Origin of the sequence: Dactylosporangium sp. NPDC050688 (genome assembly GCF_040654515.1) — a bacterium.
Classification (GTDB): Bacteria; Actinomycetota; Actinomycetes; order Mycobacteriales; family Micromonosporaceae; genus Dactylosporangium.
The window spans coordinates 54,740-72,106 of sequence record NZ_JBFAIC010000058.1 but is presented as its reverse complement, the minus strand read 5'-3'; the positions used below and the strand labels follow the sequence as shown (position 1 = coordinate 72,106).

Below are 17,367 nucleotides of genomic sequence, written 5' to 3'. Positions count from 1 at the left end.
CTCCTGGCCGGTCTCGATCTCGCCGTACTCGCTCATGTCATATCCCTTTTATGTGTGGTCCGGAGTGTTCCTTGCGATGCACAGAACACTACGGAGCCACGGACCTCGCCGAATCCCGGGAACGTGCCACGAGCACGGGGTCCTCGACGGGCGGGATGCCGCCGCCCTGGCCGAGGGTGACGAGCGCGAGGCCGGTGCTGAGCTTGTCGCGCAGCGCCGGGTCGAGCGTCAGCAGGACGTAGAGCAGCGCCCAGCCGAGCCCGGCGACCTTCGCCCAGTTCAGCGCCGTCTCGGAGAACGCCAGCCACGGCTGCGCCAGGTACACCACCGCCAGCGGCAGCCCGGCGAACACGGCGGTGCGCAGCACCTCCGCCGCGACCGTGCGGCGGCTGCGCGGCGCCGGCACCGGCACCGCGACCGGCTCGGCCCGGCGCAACCGGCCCAGCTCACCGGTGGCCAGGGCGGCGGTGTTGTGCCGCAGCACGTCCTCGACCCGCCGCCACGCGTCGGCCGAGGCGGGCGCGGCGACGAGGAACTTCAGCTGCCGCACCGCGCGGGCGGCGCCCCGGCCGCCGTCGGCCAGCTGCCGGTGCGTGTCGGCGTCGACGAGCCCGAACGTGGCCGGCAGGTCATGCTCCATCGCGTGCGCGATGCGCTCCAGCCGCTCCAGCCAGAACCGGCGCCACCGCAGGTCGTTGCGGCGGCCGGTGCCGCGCAGCTCGGCGACGAGGGCGAGGGTCTCGGCGAGCGCGGCGGCTCGCGGCTCGCGGCGGATGAACCGGCGCATCACCCGGGCGGCGAGGGCCCGCCACACCGCGCCGGCGGCGACCCGGGCCGTGGCCATGGCGGCGAGCGCGGCGAGCGTGGCGCCGGCCAGGGCCGGCCAGCCGCCGAGCCGGTACAGGGCCGCGCCGGTGAGGGCGAGGGCGGCGGTCAGCGGCGCCGCCCGGGTGACGGCGAGCCGGGCGGAGCCGGTCCGCGTGTACCGGTATGGCCACCGGTGCAGCACCAGCAGAGCCACGCCCGCGGCGACGGCGCCGGCGAGCAGCGCCCAGCCGCCGTCCAGGCCGGCCCTGGCCTGCGCGACCCGGGCGAGCACCGCGAAGGCGGCCGCGGTCGCCAGCCAACCGGCGGTGAGCCGGGCTGCCACGTTGGCGCGTTCCCACCGCGTCGTGAGCACCTCGTGGTCGAGCCGGTTGCCGTCCACGACGGTCCGCATGGCGGGCGTGACGGACGGCACCAGGCCGTCCAACGTGGACAGCAGCGGCACCGTGCCGGACCGCCACGCCGACAGCGCCTGGGCGTCGTACGCCCGCATCCGCCGCCGGATCATCCACAGTGGACCGCCGGTGCGCCACCACAGCTGCCGATGCGTGCCGCGCAGCCACGGCGGCATGGTGGCGGCCGGTCCGAGCGCGTCCAGGGCCGGGGTCCACAGCCGGTTCCGCTCGTACAGCCACGACTCGCGCACCCGGATGGCCGGCGCGGCCCGTACGGCGGGCGGCAGCGCCTCCAGGGTGGCGAGCGCGTCGCGGGTCCGGTCCAGCCACGTCAGGGCCAGCAGCCGCCCGTCGGTGACGTCCACGTCGGGCGGGTCCGTCGCCGCGACCCGGTCCAGCCAGGTGAGCGCCTCCTCCTCGCGGCCGGCGGACGACAGCTGCAGGGCCAGCTCCTTGACGACCTGCGGATCCGGGTCCGCGCCCGCCGCTGCGGCGAGGACGTCGACGGCGTCCGCCGGGCCGTCGTCCACGTCGGCCTGCCGGGCGCGGTCCAGAACGGCCGCGGCGCGGGCGGCGGCGTCCATCAGGTCCGCGGCGTCGATGCCCGCCAGGGGGCCGAGCAGCTCCTTGACGGTCCGCGGCGTCCACGCGGCGGTCACCTCGTCGTCGCGGCGGCGCGCCCGCCACCGCAGCGACGGCAGCGGCCCGCCGGTGCGCCACCACAGCGGCCGGTGCCAGTCGGCCGCGATCCCGGCCCGGCCGGTGGCGCCGGCGGCTGCGGCGGGCAGGCCGGCCTCGTGGTAGGCGTACGCCACGACCCGGCGCAGGCCGGCGGCGCGGGCCGTCTCGGCCGGGAGGCTCTCGACGAACTGCACCGCCTCGGGCAGCCGGTGCATCCGGATCAGCAGGTCGGCCTGCCGGACGAGGACCTCGATCGGGCTCGGGTCGACCGCGAGCCGGCGGTACAGGGCGAGCGCCGCCGCGTGCCGGTCGAGCGACTCGGCGACCCGCGCCGCCTGCCGCAGCAGCAGCGGATGGGTGGCGTCGCGGCGTAGCGCACCGGCGAGCACCGCCGCCGCCTCACCCCGCCGCCCGCCGGCCAGGTGGCCGGTCGCGGCGCGCACGGCGGCGAGCGCGTCGCGGTCCTGCGCGGTGCCGTTGACGATGCGGTTGAGCAGGGCCGGCAGATCGACGCGAGCCGGTGCGGCGTGCCCGGCCGCGTCGAGGACGGCGGCGAGCTGCTCCCGCTCGCGCCTCAGTTGGCGGGCCCGCAGGAACCGCAGCGGCCCGCCGGTACGCCACCACAGCCCGCGCCGGTCACCGCCCGCGTCGGACTCGACCGCCAGGACCGGCAGGCTCATCGCGGTGTACGTGCCGGCGCGCAGGACCGGCGTCGAGCCGCTGCCGCCGGGCAGGGAGTCGAGCGCGGTGAGGGCCTCGGCGAAGCGGCCGTGCTCGCGCAGGCGGTGGTTGCGAGTGGCGGCCACCGGAGCGTCGTCAGGCGCGACGCGCTGGGCCTCGGCGAGCAGGGCGAGCGCGCAGCCGTCCCAGCCGACCGCGAACTGCGCCTCGGCGAGCGCATGCAGCAGTGCGGGGTCCGAAGGGCCCGTGATCAGGGCCTCCGCCAGGAGGTGGGCGGCGTCGGCGTGATCGCCGACGACAGAGCACAGCTCCGCCGCTTCAAGGACCGCGGCGGGTCCACTGCTCGACATGGCGGTAAGCATCGAGGATCGCATGTCTCTCACGCGAGCGGTTCACCTGAAGTATCGAAATATCCGACCATCCGGTGAATCTTTCACAGCCGTCCAGCGTCGATGCGTCCTCCGGTCGCCGGTTCGTTGCCAGGGACCGGTCACGCATCGTGCAATCCACCAAGTTGCATGTCTTGGGAAAGAGGTTCCATGAATCGACGACGAAGACTCGCGCTCTGGCTCGCGGCGGCGACCGTCGGGGCCGGCACGGTGGTCATCGCGGCGGACCCGGCGGCCGCGCACGGCGCCATGATGGTGCCCGGCAGCCGGACGTATCTGTGCTGGAAGGACGGCCTCAACGGCACCGGCGCGATCCAGCCGAAGAACCCCGCGTGTGCCGCGGCGGTCGCGCAGAGCGGGCCGAACTCGTTGTACAACTGGTTCGCGATGCTGCGCTCCGACGGCGCCGGGCGCACCGCCGGGTTCATCCCCGACGGGAAGCTCTGCAGCGGCGGCGCGACCGTGTACGACTTCTCGGGCTTCGACCTGAACCGCTCCGACTGGCCACTGACCCACCTCACGTCGGGCGCCACGATGGAGTTCGACTACAGTAACTGGGCTGCGCACCCGGGCACGTTCTCGCTGTACGTCACCAAGGACGGCTTCGACCCGACCAGGCAGTTCGGCTGGTCGGACCTGGAGTCCACGCCCTTCCTGCAGGTGACGAACCCGCCGCAGGTCGGCCAGCCCGGCACCAACGACGGGCACTACTACTGGACGGGGCGGCTGCCGTCGGGCAAGTCCGGCCGGCACATCATCTACTCCGTGTGGTCGCGCTCGGACAGCACCGAGACGTTCTACGGCTGCTCCGACGTCATGTTCGACGGCGGCAACGGCGAGGTGACCGGCGTCGGCACCACCGACCCGGGCCCGTCGACCTCCGCGTCCGCGCCGGGCTCGCCCTCGGCGTCCGCGTCGTCCAGCGGGCCACCTCCCGCCGGCAACGCGGGCTGCACCGCCACGTACCAGACCACCAGCTACTGGCAGGGCGGCTTCCAGGGGCAGGTGACGATTGCCAACACCGGCACCGCACCGGTCACCGGCTGGCGCGTCGGGTGGAACTGGCCCGGCGGGCAGCAGCTGAGTCAGGGCTGGAACGCCCAGGTGACCCAGTCGGGCACCGCCGTCACCGCGGTCAACGTGGCGTGGAACGGCACGGTGCCGGCCGGTGGCAGCACCTCGTTCGGCTTCCTGGCCAACGGTGCCACCGCCACACCGCAGCTCACCTGCGCCGCCAACGGGCAGACCCCGACCTCGCCGGGGCCGACATCGGCCTCGCCGTCGCCGTCGGTCTCCTCCTCCGGCCCGCCGCCGTCGCAGAACTGCACCGGCACGGCGTTCTGCGACGGGTTCGAAAGCCAGGCCACCGGGCCCGTGTCCGGTGCGTGGACGGTGAGCAACGCCAACTGCTCGGGCACCGGGCAGGCCACAGTGGACAGTGCGGTCACGCACAGCGGCACGAGGTCGCTGCGGGTCGACGGCCGGGCCGGCTACTGCAACCACGTCTACGTGAAGCCGACCAGGGACCTCAGCGGTCTGGGTTCCGTGTGGTACGGGCGGTTCTACGTCCGTCACTCCACGGCCCTGCCGGAGGCGCACGTGGCGTTCGCCGCGCTGAAGGACACCGTGGACGGCAAGGACCTGCGCCTCGGCGGGCAGAACAGCGCCCTGCAGTGGAACCGTGAGTCCGACGACGCGACCCTGCCGGCGCAGAGCCCGGCCGGTGTCGCGCAGAGCCGGCCGCTGCCCACCGGGCAGTGGAACTGCGTGGAGTTCATGGTGGACGGCCGCGGGCTGCTGTCGACCTGGCTGAACGGTGCCGCCGTGCCGGGCCTGCAGGTCGACGGGGTACCGACGGCCGACATCGACCAGCAGTGGCTGGCGCGGTCCTGGCAGCCGCGGGTGTCCGACCTGCGGCTCGGCTGGGAGAGCTACGGTGTCGGCGACGACACCCTGTGGTTCGACGACGTGGCCCTCGGCGCGTCCAGGATCGGCTGCCTGAGCTCGTAAGCGGGCCGCAGCGCCGACGGGGCACCGGGGCGCCCGAAGAACCAGCCCTGACCGTGGTGCACACCGAGGCCGGCGAGCGCGAGCGAGTCGGCCTCGGTCTCCACCCCTCCGCGACGACCGTGGCGCCGCACGCGCCGGCCAGGTCGACCAGCGACCTGGTGAGCACGCGCAGCACCGGGTCCGCGCCGACCCCGGTGACGATGCTGCGGTCGAGCTTGATGACGTCCGGCTGGGTCAGCACGATGTGCCGCAGCGAGGAGAACCCGGCGCCGACGTCGTCGACCGCCAGCCGCATCCCACCGCCGCGCAGCGGGGCGAGCGCCGCCTTGAGTTCGTCGTAGTCCTCGACCCGCTGGTGCTCCGACAGCTCCAGCACGACCCGGTCCAGCGGCAGGCGGCCCAGCAGGTCCAAGCACTCGCCGGTCAGCAGCGTCGCCGGGGAGATGTTCATGGCGATGTACCAGCCGACGCGCTCCAGGTGCTCCGCCGCCCGCCGCAGCGCCAGGATCTCCAGCCGGTCGCCGACGCCGATCTCGTGCGCCTCGGCGAAGCACACGTCCGGCGGGCGGTCCCAGGCGGCCGGGAAGCGGCTCAGTGCCTCCGCCCCGACCCGGCGGCCGGTGCCCACCTCGACGATCGGCTGCAGCACCACCTGCGGCCCGCCGGCGGCCAGGACCGGGCGGAGCCGGTCACCGATCTCGGCGTGCGACTCCCGGCGGCGGAAGTCGGGCTCGACGATGAGCGCGGCCGCCTGCGACAGCACCTCCATCAGCGCCTTGTCCCGCTTGGACAGGTGCTTGTCGGCGCCGAACCCGGCGGCGCAGAACGTGCCGTACACAGTGCCGTCGCTGAGCACCACCGGCACCGACACGTAGCTGCGCAGGCGCGGCATCCTCGCCGCCGGCAACCGCATCGCCTCGGGGAACTTCGTGACGTCCGGGATCACCGCCGGCAGCTTGCCGTCCATGATGCTCTGGCAGAACGAGTTGGCCCGCGGCCGGGTCGTGCCGTCGCGGAACAGCATCGGCAGCGCCGACTCCACCACCTCCAGGTGCTGGGTCGTCTCGTCCAGCCGGGTCATGAACGCCAGGCTCAGCCCGAGCGCCTCGCGCGCGGTCTTGAGCAGCTCGGCGATCTGCCGGGCGGACTCGGAGCGAGCTCGTGCCATGCCATACAACCTCGGCCGGGCCGCCGCGCTCATGAGCCTTTTGCGCCTTCGTGACAGTCCATCGATCGCCTTCCTGACGCTGCGCGCTGAACCGGATCCCTACTGTCATCCACGACAACGATGCGAATGAGGGAGTCATGGGTCTTTTCAAGCAGCTCAAGGACATGCGCAACGTCGCGGCCGCCGCCCCGGGCATGGTCGCCCAGGCCCAGCAGACCAGCGCCGCCGCGCAGGCCTACGCCGCGCAGCAGCAGGCCGCGTACGGCATGCAGCACTACACCGCCGCGAACGCCTTCGGCGCCCCGGTCGCGACCGGCATCGCCGCCGACGACCCGCGGCTGGCCCCGATCGCGGGCGTCGACCTGACCATGTACGCGCGCATCTCCAAGGCCGCCTCGCAGGAGGGCCTCAACGTCGACGGCCTGATCCTCAAGGCGCAGTCCTTCGGCGTCTCCGCCGAGGCGTGGAACGAGGCCGCCGCCGGCTGGCCGGCCCGCATGCGTGGCGACACCCAGCTCGCGGTGCACTACGGCAACCTGTTCGGTCAGGTCTGACCCCGATGGGCCTCTTCGGTGACCTCCGCAAGCTGAACCAGCAGGCCCGGGCGATCGACGCCACCTTCGACCCGGCCGCGCAGATGCGAGCCGGCATGGCCGCGATGCAGCAGGCCCAGCACAGCATGCAGGCCCAGACCGCCGACCTGCAGCTGGAGCAGACCGGCACACCGGGCGCGGCGACGATCCTCGCGCTCTTCGACACCGGCACGCGGATCAACATGGTGCCGCTGGTACGCCTGAACCTGCTGGTCGAGTACGACGGCCGGCCGCCCTACCCGGTGACCGTCGAGACGATGCTGCCGCTGCACGCCTCGGCGCAGGCCGGGATCGGGCAGCGGGTCTCGGTGAAGGTCGACCCGCACCGGGCCGACCGGGTGCTGGTGCGATGGGGCATGCCCGTCTGAGTTCTTGGACAATGCGAACGACCCGGCGGATCCGCCGGGTCGTTCTCGTCTTTGGTTGTTCTCGTCTGTGGTTGTTCTTGTCTTTGGCTGCTCTTGCGCTGTTGATCGGCGCGTGCGCTGCCGCTTACCTGCCGCCGCGGCGGCCGACCCTCGTCTGGGACGAGAACGCCGCGGCGCCGGACGGCCGGCCGGTCGATGCCGTGCCGCTCGCCTTCGCCGCGCCGCCCGCCTTGGCCGCGCTCCCGCCGGTGGCCCCGGCGCCGGCGGCCGTGGACGGCTGGCGCTGACCTTCCCGCTGGTTGGACGGCCGTCGCCGGCGGGGACGGCCGCCGCCACTGGACTCGGTGGTGCCCTCCGCCGCCGGGCGGCGGACCGGGGCGCCCTGCTCGGCGCCGCGCCGGGCGGTGCTGTCCGCCGGCTGTCCGCGACGTGCCCCGCCGTCGGACGTGCGGCTGTCCGTGCCGCCGCGTTGCCTGGCGCCCGTGGTGCCGGCGCCTGTCCCGGTGCCTGCTTTGGAGCTCGCTCCGGTGCCGGTTCCGGTGCCGCGCCGTGCGCCGTCGGTCGTGCTGGTCGTGCCGCGGCGGGTGCTGTCGGCTGCGGCGGGCGCGCCGGTGGCGCCGCGGCGGGTGTCGGCGGCTGTGGTGGTTCCGCGGCCGCTCATGGCACTTTCGGTGGCTGCCCCGGCACCCCTGCGGCGGCCGGAGCGGCGGCCCGCGGTCCGCGCCGCATCGTCCTCGTCGTCGCCGGTGCGGCTGCGACCCTGCCGCGGCACGGCCACCGGCTCGGCGGGCGGCTCGTGGAACGTGCGCTCGCCCGGAGCGAGTTCGGTCAGCAGCGAGTCACCGGGGCGCAACCTGGTGATCGTCGGCTTGATCCCGGCCTCCCGGGCCAGCTGCCGCACGTCGCCGGTCTGCTTGTCGGTCATCAGCGTGACGACGGTGCCGCTGGCGCCGGCCCGCGCGGTGCGGCCCGAGCGGTGCAGGTACGCCTTGTGCTCCGCCGGCGGATCCGCGTGGATGACGAGAGCGACGTCGTCGACGTGGATGCCCCGGGCGGCGATGTCGGTGGCGACCAGCGTGCGGGCGGTGCCGTCGGAGAACGCGGTGAGGTTGCGGTCGCGGGCGTTCTGCGCGAGGTTGCCGTGCAGCTCCACGGCCGGGACCCCGGCGGCGACGAGCTTGCGGGCCAGGGTCTTGGCGCCGCGCTTCGTGCGCGTGAACACGACCGTGCGCCCGGGCGCCGCGGTCAGCTCGACCAGCACCGGGAACCGGTCCTCGTCGCGCAGGTGCAGCACGTGGTGGGTCATGTCGACCGGCGGCGCGGCGACCGGGTCGACACTGTGCGTCACCGGGTCGGTCAGATACCGGCGCACGAGCACGTCGACCCCGGCGTCCAGGGTCGCGGAGAACAGCAGCCGCTGCGCGTCGGCGGGCGTCGCGTCCAGCAGCCGGCGCACCACCGGCAGGAAGCCCAGGTCGGCCATGTGGTCGGCCTCGTCCAGGACGGTGACCTCGATGTCGTCGAGGCGGGCGTGACCGGACCGGACGTGGTCGTCGAGCCGGCCGGGGCAGGCGACGAGGACGTCGACACCGGCACGCAGCGCGGCGATCTGCGGGTTGGCCCCGACGCCGCCGAACACGACCTGCGTGCGCAGCGACAGCGCCTGTGCCAGCGGCGCCATCGCGGCCTCGACCTGCGTCGCGAGCTCACGCGTCGGCACCAGCACGAGCGCCCTGGGCCGCCCGGGCCGGCGCGGGTTGCGCGCCCGGCTGGCGGCGAGCCGGATCAGCACCGGCAGCACGAACGCATACGTCTTGCCGGAGCCGGTGCGGCCCCGGCCGAGGACGTCCCGCCCGGCGATCGCGTCAGGCATCGTGGCCGTCTGGATCGGGAACGGCGCGGTCACGCCGTTGGCGGCGAGCACCGCGACAAGCGGTGCGGGAACGCCGAGGTCGGCGAAGGTCGCCGAGGTGGATGCAGGGATGAGGCGGCGGACCGCCATGAAGTCTCCGAACGTCTGAGGGGTCGTCCTGCCCGGCGCTGACGGTGGTGGTCGCGGCGCGGGGGCCGACGGTGCAGAGTCATCGTACCCGAGACGATCACCTGGTTTGCCGCTCGGACGGTTCGGGTAGCCGGGCTCGCATGGCACGCATCGATGTTCCCGCCGCGGAGGCGTATTCCCGCAAGGCGCCCGACAACCGTCCGCTGCGCGGGTACGCGACGGTGATGGCCGTCTTCGGTGCCGCCGTGACGACCGCGGCAGGTGTTGCCAAACTCACGGGCAAGCGGCTCCCGGAGCGCCCGCCCGTCGCTGACCTGGCGCTGCTGGCGATCGCGACCCACAAGGTGTCCCGGCTCATCACCAAGGACGCCGTCACCAGCCCGCTGCGCGCCCCGGTCACCCAGTTCGAGAGCGCGGCGGGCTCCGCCGAGCTCAACGAGAGCCCCCGCGGCCACGGCGTCCAGCACGCCCTCGGCGAGCTGCTGACCTGTCCCTTCTGCACCGCCGTCTGGGTAGCCTCCGGCCTCGGCGCCGGCCTCGTGTTCGCCCCGCGACTGACCCGCTTCGGGATGGGCGTGGCGAGCGCGATCGCCGGCGCCGACTTCCTGCACCTGGCCTACGCCGCGGCGAAGAAGGCCGCCGGCTAGCTCCTGGTCGTGTCGCCCTGACCGGTGTGCTGCTGAGCGGCGTCGACGGCCTTGTCGATGTGCTCGGTGTGCTTGCCGCCGGTCTTCTCGTCGACGACGTCGCCGACCTTCTCCAGTGCCGCGTCGACCTTGTCGTCGTGCTGGTCCGCAAGATCCTTCACGCGGTCAAAGAAGCTGCTCACTGTCCGTCCCCCTTTGTGTCCGGTGTACCGGCGCCCCAGCTGCTGCGGGGGCGCGAATCCCCACCTTGCCACGATCATGCCGGGCCGCTCGTGCCAGGTCACCCGGATGTGCGGAGAACGCGTTCACCGGGCGTCTGGTGTGGTGGTTGGCGCTCGGTGTCCTGGCTGGTCGGGGTGTGCTGGCTGGGCGGTCGTGCCTGCGGTGGCTGGGCGGTCGTGCCTGCGCGGGGGCGTGCCGGTGTCGTGGCTGATTTGGGCGTGATGGCTGGGTCCGGGGGTTCTCGCTGCACCTTGGGGCTTTGCTGGGCGAGCCACGCGGTTGCCGCGTTGCCTGCGCTGAGTCCCGCCGTCGCCGAGGCCCGCCGTCACCGCTGAGCCGGCGCTGAGCGCCCTCGCCGTGCCCCGGCCCGGGCGTGAGCGACCGCGGTTGCGCGGGGCTGGCACAGCGTCCTCGCCGCCGCCTCGGCCGGACCACCCGCGCGGTTGCCAGCGGCTTCCGCTCAGCGTCCTCGCTGCGCCATCCAAGGCTCTAACGCCACGCTGGTCGCCTCCTCCACCACCGCCCGCAGCTTCTTCGGATCGTGATGCTCGGGCAAATCCTCCATGACCACCTGCACCGCCCCCGTCACGGCGCCGACGAACGCCCCGACCAGCGCCCCCGCCCTCACCTTGTCCAGCTGCTCGGGAAACGCCTCTGCCAGGTGCGCCGCGATCTGCTGCTGCGCGTCCAGTTGGATCTGCAGGGCCCGCCCGCGCACTGCCGGCACCTCGCGGATCAGCCGCAGCCGTAACGCCGCCAGTCGGTCGGTCAGGTCGTCGTTGTCCACACCGGTCAGGTACAGCGCACGAACCAGCACCTCGACCGGCGAGTCGTCAGGTCCACGCGCGGCGATCGCGTCGACGGCCGCCTGGACCCGGTGATCGCTCTCCGGGAAGAGCAGCTCCTCCTTGCTCGCGAAATAGCTGAAGAACGTGCGCGTGCCGATGTCGGCCGCCGCCGCGATGTCGGCCACGGTCGTGCGCTCATAGCCGTCGCGCTCGAAGAGCTCGGTCGCGGCGTCGACGAGCGCCTGTCGCACCCGAGCACGTTTTCGGTCACGCAGGTTCATGCGGCCATGGTACCGCATCAAGTGCCGACTTGCATGCATTGCATTTCTGCACTGAATGCAGATATCGTCTTGGGCATGACTCCTCCGACGGTCCTGATCTCCGGCGCCGGCGTGGCAGGCCCGACCCTCGCCCATTTCCTGGCCCGCCACGGGTTCCGTCCCACGGTCGTGGAGCGGGCCGGCGGGCTGCGTTCCAGCGGCAACCCGGTCGACGTGCGCGGGCCGGCCCTGCCGGTCGCCGAGGAGCTGGGCATCATGCCCCAGCTGCGCGCGGCGGCCACCCATGCGACCTCGATGCTCGTCATCGACGGCAAGGGCCGCCCGGCCGGGCGTGTGCCCATGCCGACCTCGAAGAGCGCGGCGGGCAACCGCGAGGTCGAGCTGCCCCGCGGCGACCTGGCCGCGATCCTCCAGGAGGCCGCCCGCGACGACGCCGAGCTGCTGTGGGACGACACCGTCACGTCGCTGCGGCAGGACGGCGGCGGTGTCGACGTCACGTTCGAGCGGGCCACGCCGCGCCGCTTCGACCTGGTTGTCGGCGCCGACGGGCTGCACTCCACCGTGCGACGCCTCGTCTTCGGCCCTGAGCCGGACTTCGTGCGGCACATGGGCGTCTGGGTGGCGACCATGCCGCTGGACGGGCCGAGCGACCGCCCGCACGACGTGCTGATGCACAACACGCCGGGCCGGCTCGTGTCGATCCACCCGTCGACCGGCCGGGCGATGGTCGCGTTCATCTTCCGCGGACCGATGGTCGACGGCTTCGACCATCGCGACACCGCCCAGCACAAGCGCATCGTCACGGACGCTTACGCAGGCGCCGGCTGGCAGGTGCCGCAGCTGCTCGAGCGGTTGCGGCAGACCGACGACCTGTATTTCGACTCGGTCAGCCAGGTCCGGCTGCCGTCGTGGTCGCAGGGCCGGGTGACCCTGCTCGGCGACGCGGCGTCCTGCGTCTCGCTGTTCGGCGACGGCTCCAGTCTCGCGATGGCCGGCGCGTACACGCTGGCCGCCGCCCTGGCCGCGAGCACGGCGGACCATGCGTCGGCGTTCGCGGCATACGAGCAGGCCCACCGCGTCCTCACCGACGCCAAGCAGCGTGCGGCCGGCATTGCCACGGCGATGCTGGTCCCGAGGACGAAGCTCGGCATCGCCACCCGCAACGTCGCCGCCCGGGTCCTGCTCGGACACGGCTGAGGACCACGGATCCGCGACTGGTATGCACCGGGACCTGCAGCGACAAAGGGGGAGTGTCAGGTGGGCATCGTGGCGATCGCGTCGGCAGCGGCGAGCATCTGGGCCGCCACGGGCTGGAGGTCGACCTGGGTCAGGACGAGGCCGGTCGCGACCCGTTCGACGACACCCCACTCCCAGATCGCGGTCTCGTCGAGGCCGGTCCGGCCGGCGAGCCAGCGTGACCGGTCGCGCGGGTCGGCCCCCATCAGCTCGACCGGGTCCTCGCGCATCAGGACACCGAGGTCGTATTCGGGCTCGGCGAGCAGCCCGTCGGGGTCCACGAGCCGGAATCCGTCCGCGCCGCGCAGGGTGTTCCACTGGTGGACGTCGCCGTGGACGAGGACGGCCCGTTCGTCGTCGTGGGCGGCGACTCTGCGTTCGGCGCAGGCCAGGGCGTGGGCGACGGTGCGTTCGGCGCACGGCCGGTCGAGCCGGTCCCACAGCTGCGTGATGAAGGTGCCGAGCCATGCGCCCTTCGCCGCGCCTGTCGGCAGTCCCGCGTCCGGGGCCGGTCGCCATACCCGGCTCGCTACGTCGCAGAGGATCTCGAGGCGCCGCCCGATCGGCAGCCCCAGCTCGGACAGGCTCGGGCCGAGCCTCTCCACCAGCAGCGCATGCCTGCCGACGTCGTGCCGCAGCAGCCGTGCACAGCCGTCGCCACCCGCCAGCCGCAGCACCGTGATCTCGTTGACGGCCGCGTCGCCGTGGCGCGGCACGATCAGCTTCAGCACCGCGGGCGACCCGTCGGCCGTGGTCACGTCGGCGACGAGGGCTTCGGTGGCATCGGGGTACACCCGCCCGACCCTGACCGCCCAGTCCTCCTCGATCCCGGCGACGAGCTGCGACAGTCCCCGCAGCCACTCGTGCGCGCCGGCGGCCTCGGCCTTCGCCCGCACCGTCGCCGGCAACGCCTCCACGATCCCCGGCCCGCTCGTGGGTTCCTCGTTCCAGAGGGCCTCGAGGACCGCCATCGGCCGTGACTGCTCCAGGACCCTCGCCAGGGACACCTCATCCGGAGTCGGTAACCGGGACACGTCATCAAAGGTCGCACGCCAGGACACCTCGCCGGCGATCGCAGGCCGCGACACCTCATCAGAGGCCGCAGGCTGGAGAGCCTCGCCCGAGGCTGCGAGCATGGGCGACTGGTCCACGTGCGGAATCCGGGGCGGCCGCTCCGGGCGCGGAAGGTTGTCCACCTGCCGCAGCCTGCCCGCCCTCCATACGCGCGGCAAGCAGATTTGGGCGTTGCCGGCACCGGCCGCCCCGTGCGGTCGGCCCGCCCCGCCCGGGCGGCCGGGGCGCGAGCAACCCGACAGGGTGGACGCCGCGTTCGCGTGGCGCCGGTCAGGTGGTGGCGCGCAGGACGAAGCCGCCGCCGTCGCGGTTGCCGACGGTCAGGGTGCCTCCGGCCGCGTCGACGCGTTCGCGGAGGCCGGCGAGGCCATGGCCCTCATGGCCGGTGGGATGCTCCAAGAGGCCATCGGGTGCGGCCGGGGATCGATCCGGCCGGGCCGTCGGGCCGCGGCCGTCGTCGCTGATCTCGACCACGCCGTGTTCGAGACGGATCCAGCAGTGCTTCGCTTCGCTGTGGCGGATCACGTTGGTGACGCCCTCCCTGACCACCCAGGCGAACAGCTGCTGCCGGTCAGGGTCGGCGGCCTCGGCGGTCAGCGGCACATCGGCCTCGATGCCTGCGGCGTCCAGGGCGCTGCGGGCCGAGGCGAGTTCCGCTGCGAGGGACATCTCCCGATACCCGGAAACGGCGGCCCGCACGTCGACGAGCGCCTCACGGACCAGGCGCTGAATGTCGGCGAGCTCGGCCTCCGCGCGCTCCGGGGCGAGCCTGACCAGCCGGGCGGCGAGCTCGCTCTTCACCGACACGACGGTGAGGGAGTGGCCGAGCAGGTCGTGCAGGTCGCGGGCGAAGCGGTCGCGTTCGGCGGCGACGGCCAGCTGGGTGATCTCCTCGCGGGCCTCGGCGAGCTGGGCGTTGCGCTGCACGACCCTGGTCACACCCCAGACGGCGAGCGCGGCGACGAGCACGGCAAACGTGAGGTCGATGCCGCCGTCCCAGCCAGGCACGAGCCTCGGCAGGGTGGCCGCGCACGCCGCGGCGGCGACCACGACGGTCCACGCGAGGCGCTGCCCGAGGGAGAAGACGGCCATCACGCCGATGTACACCAGCGACGTCAGCCCCGACTCGCCCACGATGAGCGTCAGCACGGTCGCCAGCGCGACCATCACCCCGAGCCGGAGCAGCGCCTGTGGCAGCCGCATGGCCGCACCGGTGCGCCTCATCGCGGTGCGGACCGCCACGAACGACAGCACGTAGAAGACACAGAATCCGGCGGCCGCGGCGAGACCGACCGTCCGCTCCCAGATCTCGGGCCGCTGCCACGCGTCGCCGATCGGGCGGGCCATGTAGAAGAGCCAGACCGCCGCCCACATCCAGAAGAACCTGGGTGCGGGCCGGCGGACGGTCGCCTTGCTCATGTCGTCCCTCCGCCGCGCTGCGGGCCGCCGACTCGCGCGCCTCGCTCCGCGTCACTGCCCGGCCAGCCCTGGTCCGTGTCACCGCACCACGAACCTGGATCCGCGCCGCCGTGCCGCGCGGCGTGCCCGCCGCCCTGCAGTTCCGACCCACCGTTTCCCGAGACCGGCCCGCCTTCCCGCGAGCCCAGGCCGCCGTCTGCCGAAGCTGGTCCGCCTTCCCGCGAGACCGGGTCGCCGTCACTCGAGGCCGGGCCGCTGTCACCCGAGGCCGGCCAGTTCGAGCTGCCGTCCTGCGCCGCCGGGCCGCCGAGACCGGGGACCGGGCCATCAGGTGGCTCGGCCGCGGCGCGGCGGTCGGGGGTGCCCATGTCCGACACGGTACCGACGCTCAGGCCCGGGCGGTGTCGACGCGGAACCGGCGCAGCGCAACCAGTGCCAGCGCGACGGTCCAGCCGCCGAGGACGAGGATGGCCTGGACATCGACGTGGCCGTGGTCGAGGGGGCTGCGGGCGACCTCGCCGGTCCAGTACGACGGCGTCAGCTTCGCGATCTGCTGCATGAAGCCCGGCATGATCTCGACCGGGACCCAGAGCCCGCCGAACGCGGCGAGGGTCAGGTTCAGCAGCGCCGTGACCTGCTGCACGCCGTCGGGCTTGGCGAGGTATCCGATGACAACCCCGAGGGCGGCGAAGGGCAGCGCCGACAGCCAGGCACCGACGAAACACAGCACCCACTCGACGGCGGTGAGCCGCACGTGCAGGCCCACGGCGCCGACGAGGAACGTGAAGACGGCAGGTGGCACCGCGACCAGGAGCGCGACGATGACCTTGTTGATGACGTACCCGCCGGGGGACAGCGGAGTGAGGCGCAAGGTGCGGTTCCAGCCCAGGCCGCGCTCGACGGCGATGGTGCTGCCGCTGGTGAGGGCGGCGGTCATCGCGCCGAACAGGGCCATGCTCACCATGACGTACTTCTTGGCGTCGGAGTCGTTGCCGACGGAGACGCCGCCGATGATGAGCAGCAGCAGGGCCGGCATGAGCATCGAGAAGATGACGACCCGCTTGTTGCGGACCAGACGGACGATCTCCATACGGAGGTACGTGGTGTTCACTTGCTGCTCCCGGCTGTGGTGAGGGCGATGAAGGCGTCTTCGAGATTGCGGGCGGTGACTTCGACGTCGTGCGCGTCGGTGGTGCTGAGCAGGGACCGCAGGGCGGTGTCGGAGTCGTCGCAGTGCAGCATGACGACGTCACCGCGGGTCTCGACCCGGTCGACACCGGGCAGGGCGGCCAGGCCGACGAGGTCGGCGCCGGGCAGGGTGGCCCGGATGGTGCGGCCGGTGACGGCGGCCTTGATCTGGGCGGCGGTGCCGTCAGCGATGACCTGCCCGGCGCGCAGCAGGACGATGCGGTCGGCGTACGCATCGGCCTCGTCGAGATAATGGGTCGCGAACAGCACCGTGCGGCCCTGCGCGGTCTCCTGCCGCATCGTGGTCCAGAAGCCGCGGCGCGTCTCGACGTCCATGCCGGTCGTCGGCTCGTCCAGCACCAGCAGGTCGGGGTCGGCGACGAGGGCCATCGCGAAGCGGATCCGCTGCTGCTGCCCGCCCGACAGGCCACCGACGCGCTGGTTGGCGAACTCGGCCACACCGGCGCGCTCGAGCACCTCCCGTACCGGCCGCGACCGCTGCTGCAAGGCGGCCGTGAGGTGCACCGTCTCGCCCGCCGTCAGGTCCGGCAGCAGGCCGCCGCTCTGCAGCAGCGCGCCGACGGTGCCCTTGGCGATCGCCTTCGCCGGCGGCTGCCCGTCGAGCAGGACCGTGCCCTCGTCGGGCCGCGAGAGCCCGAGGAGCATGTCGATCGTCGTGGACTTGCCCGCGCCGTTCGGGCCGAGGAGCGCGACGACCTCGCCCCGGCGGATCGTGAGGTCCAGCCCGTCCACGGCGGTGAGCACACCGAACCGTTTCGTCAGGCCGGTCAACTGGACAGCTGCGTTCGTCATGGGAAGAGCATTGCCCGGTACCCACTCCGGCGGATCTGTGTGCCGTCACCGGCGCCCCCATGACGGATGTCATGCATCCGCGGCCGAGTGGCGGCTCGTCGAAGACCGCGGCCGAGCGGTCGCTGGTCGACGGTTGCGGCCGAGCGGTGGCTCATCGACGGTTGCGGCATAGCGATGGCTCGTCGACGGTTACGGCCGAGCGGTGGCTCGGAGGAGGCCGTGGCCGCCGAGCGGCGGCTCGCAGGAGACTGCGGCCGAGCGGTGCGACGTCCCACGCCGAAGCCAGCCCTCGACCGACCGGTGACCTGCAGATCGCAGCCGACGCCGCAACCGCCACCGAAGCCGGTGCTGAGCGGTGGCTGAGGAGCGCCCCGGCCACCCTCCCGGCGCGGTCTACGGTGGTTGCTGAGCCCTTGTTTTTGGGCGTTCGTTCGGCAAAAACTTCGTATCGAAATCGTTGCGCCGGTGATGTTTTCATCCCGGTGTGTACTGGTATGTGGTCAAATCTGTAGCCGAGTTCGGCAAGGATACCGGTCGTTCGGATGACCTAACGGGGTGGTGAGCGGTTGTTCCCGTGCCATACGATC

The 17,367-nt window shown here is 73.2% G+C and carries 13 protein-coding genes and 2 pseudogenes; 6 read left to right on the top strand and 9 right to left on the bottom strand.

Annotated elements, in window-relative coordinates:
- Window positions 1-88: 88 nt before the first annotated feature.
- Window positions 89-2,932 (bottom strand): hypothetical protein, encoded by a 2,844-nt coding sequence (locus tag AB0H83_RS38780; protein WP_360104240.1) that lies wholly within the window; start codon window positions 2,930-2,932, stop codon window positions 89-91.
- 189 nt (window positions 2,933-3,121) lie between these two features.
- Between AB0H83_RS38780 and AB0H83_RS38775 the strand changes: the two are divergent.
- Together AB0H83_RS38775 and AB0H83_RS38770 are read left to right on the top strand one after the other, a co-directional pair.
- A pseudogene (locus tag AB0H83_RS38775) lies at window positions 3,122-4,210 on the top strand (lytic polysaccharide monooxygenase); the annotation flags it as partial.
- Window positions 4,211-4,345: 135 nt separating this feature from the next.
- The gene (locus AB0H83_RS38770; RefSeq protein WP_360104249.1) at window positions 4,346-4,981 is read left to right on the top strand and encodes a hypothetical protein; all 636 of its coding nucleotides are present in this window, start codon (window positions 4,346-4,348) and stop codon (window positions 4,979-4,981) included.
- Between the two features lie 163 nt (window positions 4,982-5,144).
- Here AB0H83_RS38770 and AB0H83_RS38765 read toward each other — a convergent pair.
- Window positions 5,145-6,062 (bottom strand): annotated as a pseudogene (locus AB0H83_RS38765) (EAL domain-containing protein); the annotation flags it as partial.
- A 224-nt stretch (window positions 6,063-6,286) separates the two neighbouring features.
- Between AB0H83_RS38765 and AB0H83_RS38760 the strand changes: the two are divergent.
- The gene (locus AB0H83_RS38760) at window positions 6,287-6,703 is read left to right on the top strand and encodes a hypothetical protein (protein WP_360104237.1); all 417 of its coding nucleotides are present in this window, start codon (window positions 6,287-6,289) and stop codon (window positions 6,701-6,703) included.
- A 5-nt stretch (window positions 6,704-6,708) separates the two neighbouring features.
- Window positions 6,709-7,110, top strand: a complete 402-nt coding sequence (locus tag AB0H83_RS38755) for a hypothetical protein (protein ID WP_360104234.1) — start codon at window positions 6,709-6,711, stop codon at window positions 7,108-7,110.
- A gap of 124 nt (window positions 7,111-7,234) precedes the next feature.
- On the opposite strand, the gene AB0H83_RS38750 is transcribed toward AB0H83_RS38755, so the two are convergent.
- Window positions 7,235-9,112: a DEAD/DEAH box helicase gene (locus tag AB0H83_RS38750; protein WP_360104231.1), complete on the bottom strand. Its 1,878-nt coding sequence runs from the start codon at window positions 9,110-9,112 to the stop codon at window positions 7,235-7,237.
- A gap of 140 nt (window positions 9,113-9,252) precedes the next feature.
- Here AB0H83_RS38750 and AB0H83_RS38745 point away from each other — a divergent pair, with 140 nt between their 5' ends.
- The gene (locus tag AB0H83_RS38745) at window positions 9,253-9,759 is read left to right on the top strand and encodes a DUF1360 domain-containing protein (protein ID WP_360104228.1); all 507 of its coding nucleotides are present in this window, start codon (window positions 9,253-9,255) and stop codon (window positions 9,757-9,759) included.
- Here the strand turns inward: AB0H83_RS38745 and AB0H83_RS38740 are convergent.
- Complete coding sequence (locus AB0H83_RS38740) at window positions 9,756-9,920, bottom strand: antitoxin (protein ID WP_360104226.1); 165 nt, start codon at window positions 9,918-9,920, stop codon at window positions 9,756-9,758. The two genes, AB0H83_RS38745 and AB0H83_RS38740, sit on opposite strands and share 4 nt — an antisense overlap.
- Window positions 9,921-10,441: 521 nt before the next feature.
- Complete coding sequence (locus tag AB0H83_RS38735; RefSeq protein WP_360104223.1) at window positions 10,442-11,050, bottom strand: TetR/AcrR family transcriptional regulator; 609 nt, start codon at window positions 11,048-11,050, stop codon at window positions 10,442-10,444.
- Between the two features lie 75 nt (window positions 11,051-11,125).
- Here AB0H83_RS38735 and AB0H83_RS38730 point away from each other — a divergent pair, with 75 nt between their 5' ends.
- Window positions 11,126-12,247, top strand: coding sequence for an FAD-dependent monooxygenase (locus tag AB0H83_RS38730; RefSeq protein WP_360104220.1), 1,122 nt, complete (start codon window positions 11,126-11,128; stop codon window positions 12,245-12,247).
- A gap of 56 nt (window positions 12,248-12,303) precedes the next feature.
- On the opposite strand, the gene AB0H83_RS38725 is transcribed toward AB0H83_RS38730, so the two are convergent.
- From AB0H83_RS38725 to AB0H83_RS38710, 4 genes are all read right to left on the bottom strand, one after another.
- A complete protein-coding gene (locus AB0H83_RS38725; RefSeq protein ID WP_360104217.1) occupies window positions 12,304-13,320 on the bottom strand; it encodes an aminoglycoside phosphotransferase family protein in 1,017 nt (338 codons plus the stop codon).
- A gap of 310 nt (window positions 13,321-13,630) precedes the next feature.
- Entirely contained in the window at window positions 13,631-14,779 is a 1,149-nt protein-coding gene (locus AB0H83_RS38720) for a sensor histidine kinase (RefSeq protein ID WP_360104214.1), read from the bottom strand.
- Between the two features lie 388 nt (window positions 14,780-15,167).
- A complete protein-coding gene (locus AB0H83_RS38715; RefSeq protein ID WP_360104211.1) occupies window positions 15,168-15,890 on the bottom strand; it encodes an ABC transporter permease in 723 nt (240 codons plus the stop codon).
- Window positions 15,887-16,780: an ABC transporter ATP-binding protein gene (locus AB0H83_RS38710; RefSeq protein WP_360104208.1), complete on the bottom strand. Its 894-nt coding sequence runs from the start codon at window positions 16,778-16,780 to the stop codon at window positions 15,887-15,889. The genes AB0H83_RS38715 and AB0H83_RS38710 overlap by 4 nt, the downstream gene beginning before the upstream one ends.
- Between the last annotated feature and the right edge of the window lie 587 nt (window positions 16,781-17,367).

Excerpts from the sequence above, each read along its gene's own strand:
- AB0H83_RS38780 (WP_360104240.1), bottom strand. The coding sequence starts at position 2,932 with ATGTCGAGCAGTGGACCCGCCGCGGTCCTTGAAGCGGCGGAGCTGTGC.
- AB0H83_RS38760 (WP_360104237.1), top strand. The coding sequence starts at position 6,287 with ATGGGTCTTTTCAAGCAGCTCAAGGACATGCGCAACGTCGCGGCCGCC.
- AB0H83_RS38755 (WP_360104234.1), top strand. The coding sequence starts at position 6,709 with ATGGGCCTCTTCGGTGACCTCCGCAAGCTGAACCAGCAGGCCCGGGCG.
- AB0H83_RS38750 (WP_360104231.1), bottom strand. The coding sequence starts at position 9,112 with ATGGCGGTCCGCCGCCTCATCCCTGCATCCACCTCGGCGACCTTCGCC.
- AB0H83_RS38745 (WP_360104228.1), top strand. The coding sequence starts at position 9,253 with ATGGCACGCATCGATGTTCCCGCCGCGGAGGCGTATTCCCGCAAGGCG.
- AB0H83_RS38735 (WP_360104223.1), bottom strand. The coding sequence starts at position 11,050 with ATGAACCTGCGTGACCGAAAACGTGCTCGGGTGCGACAGGCGCTCGTC.
- AB0H83_RS38730 (WP_360104220.1), top strand. The coding sequence starts at position 11,126 with ATGACTCCTCCGACGGTCCTGATCTCCGGCGCCGGCGTGGCAGGCCCG.
- AB0H83_RS38720 (WP_360104214.1), bottom strand. The coding sequence starts at position 14,779 with ATGAGCAAGGCGACCGTCCGCCGGCCCGCACCCAGGTTCTTCTGGATG.
- AB0H83_RS38710 (WP_360104208.1), bottom strand. The coding sequence starts at position 16,780 with ATGACGAACGCAGCTGTCCAGTTGACCGGCCTGACGAAACGGTTCGGT.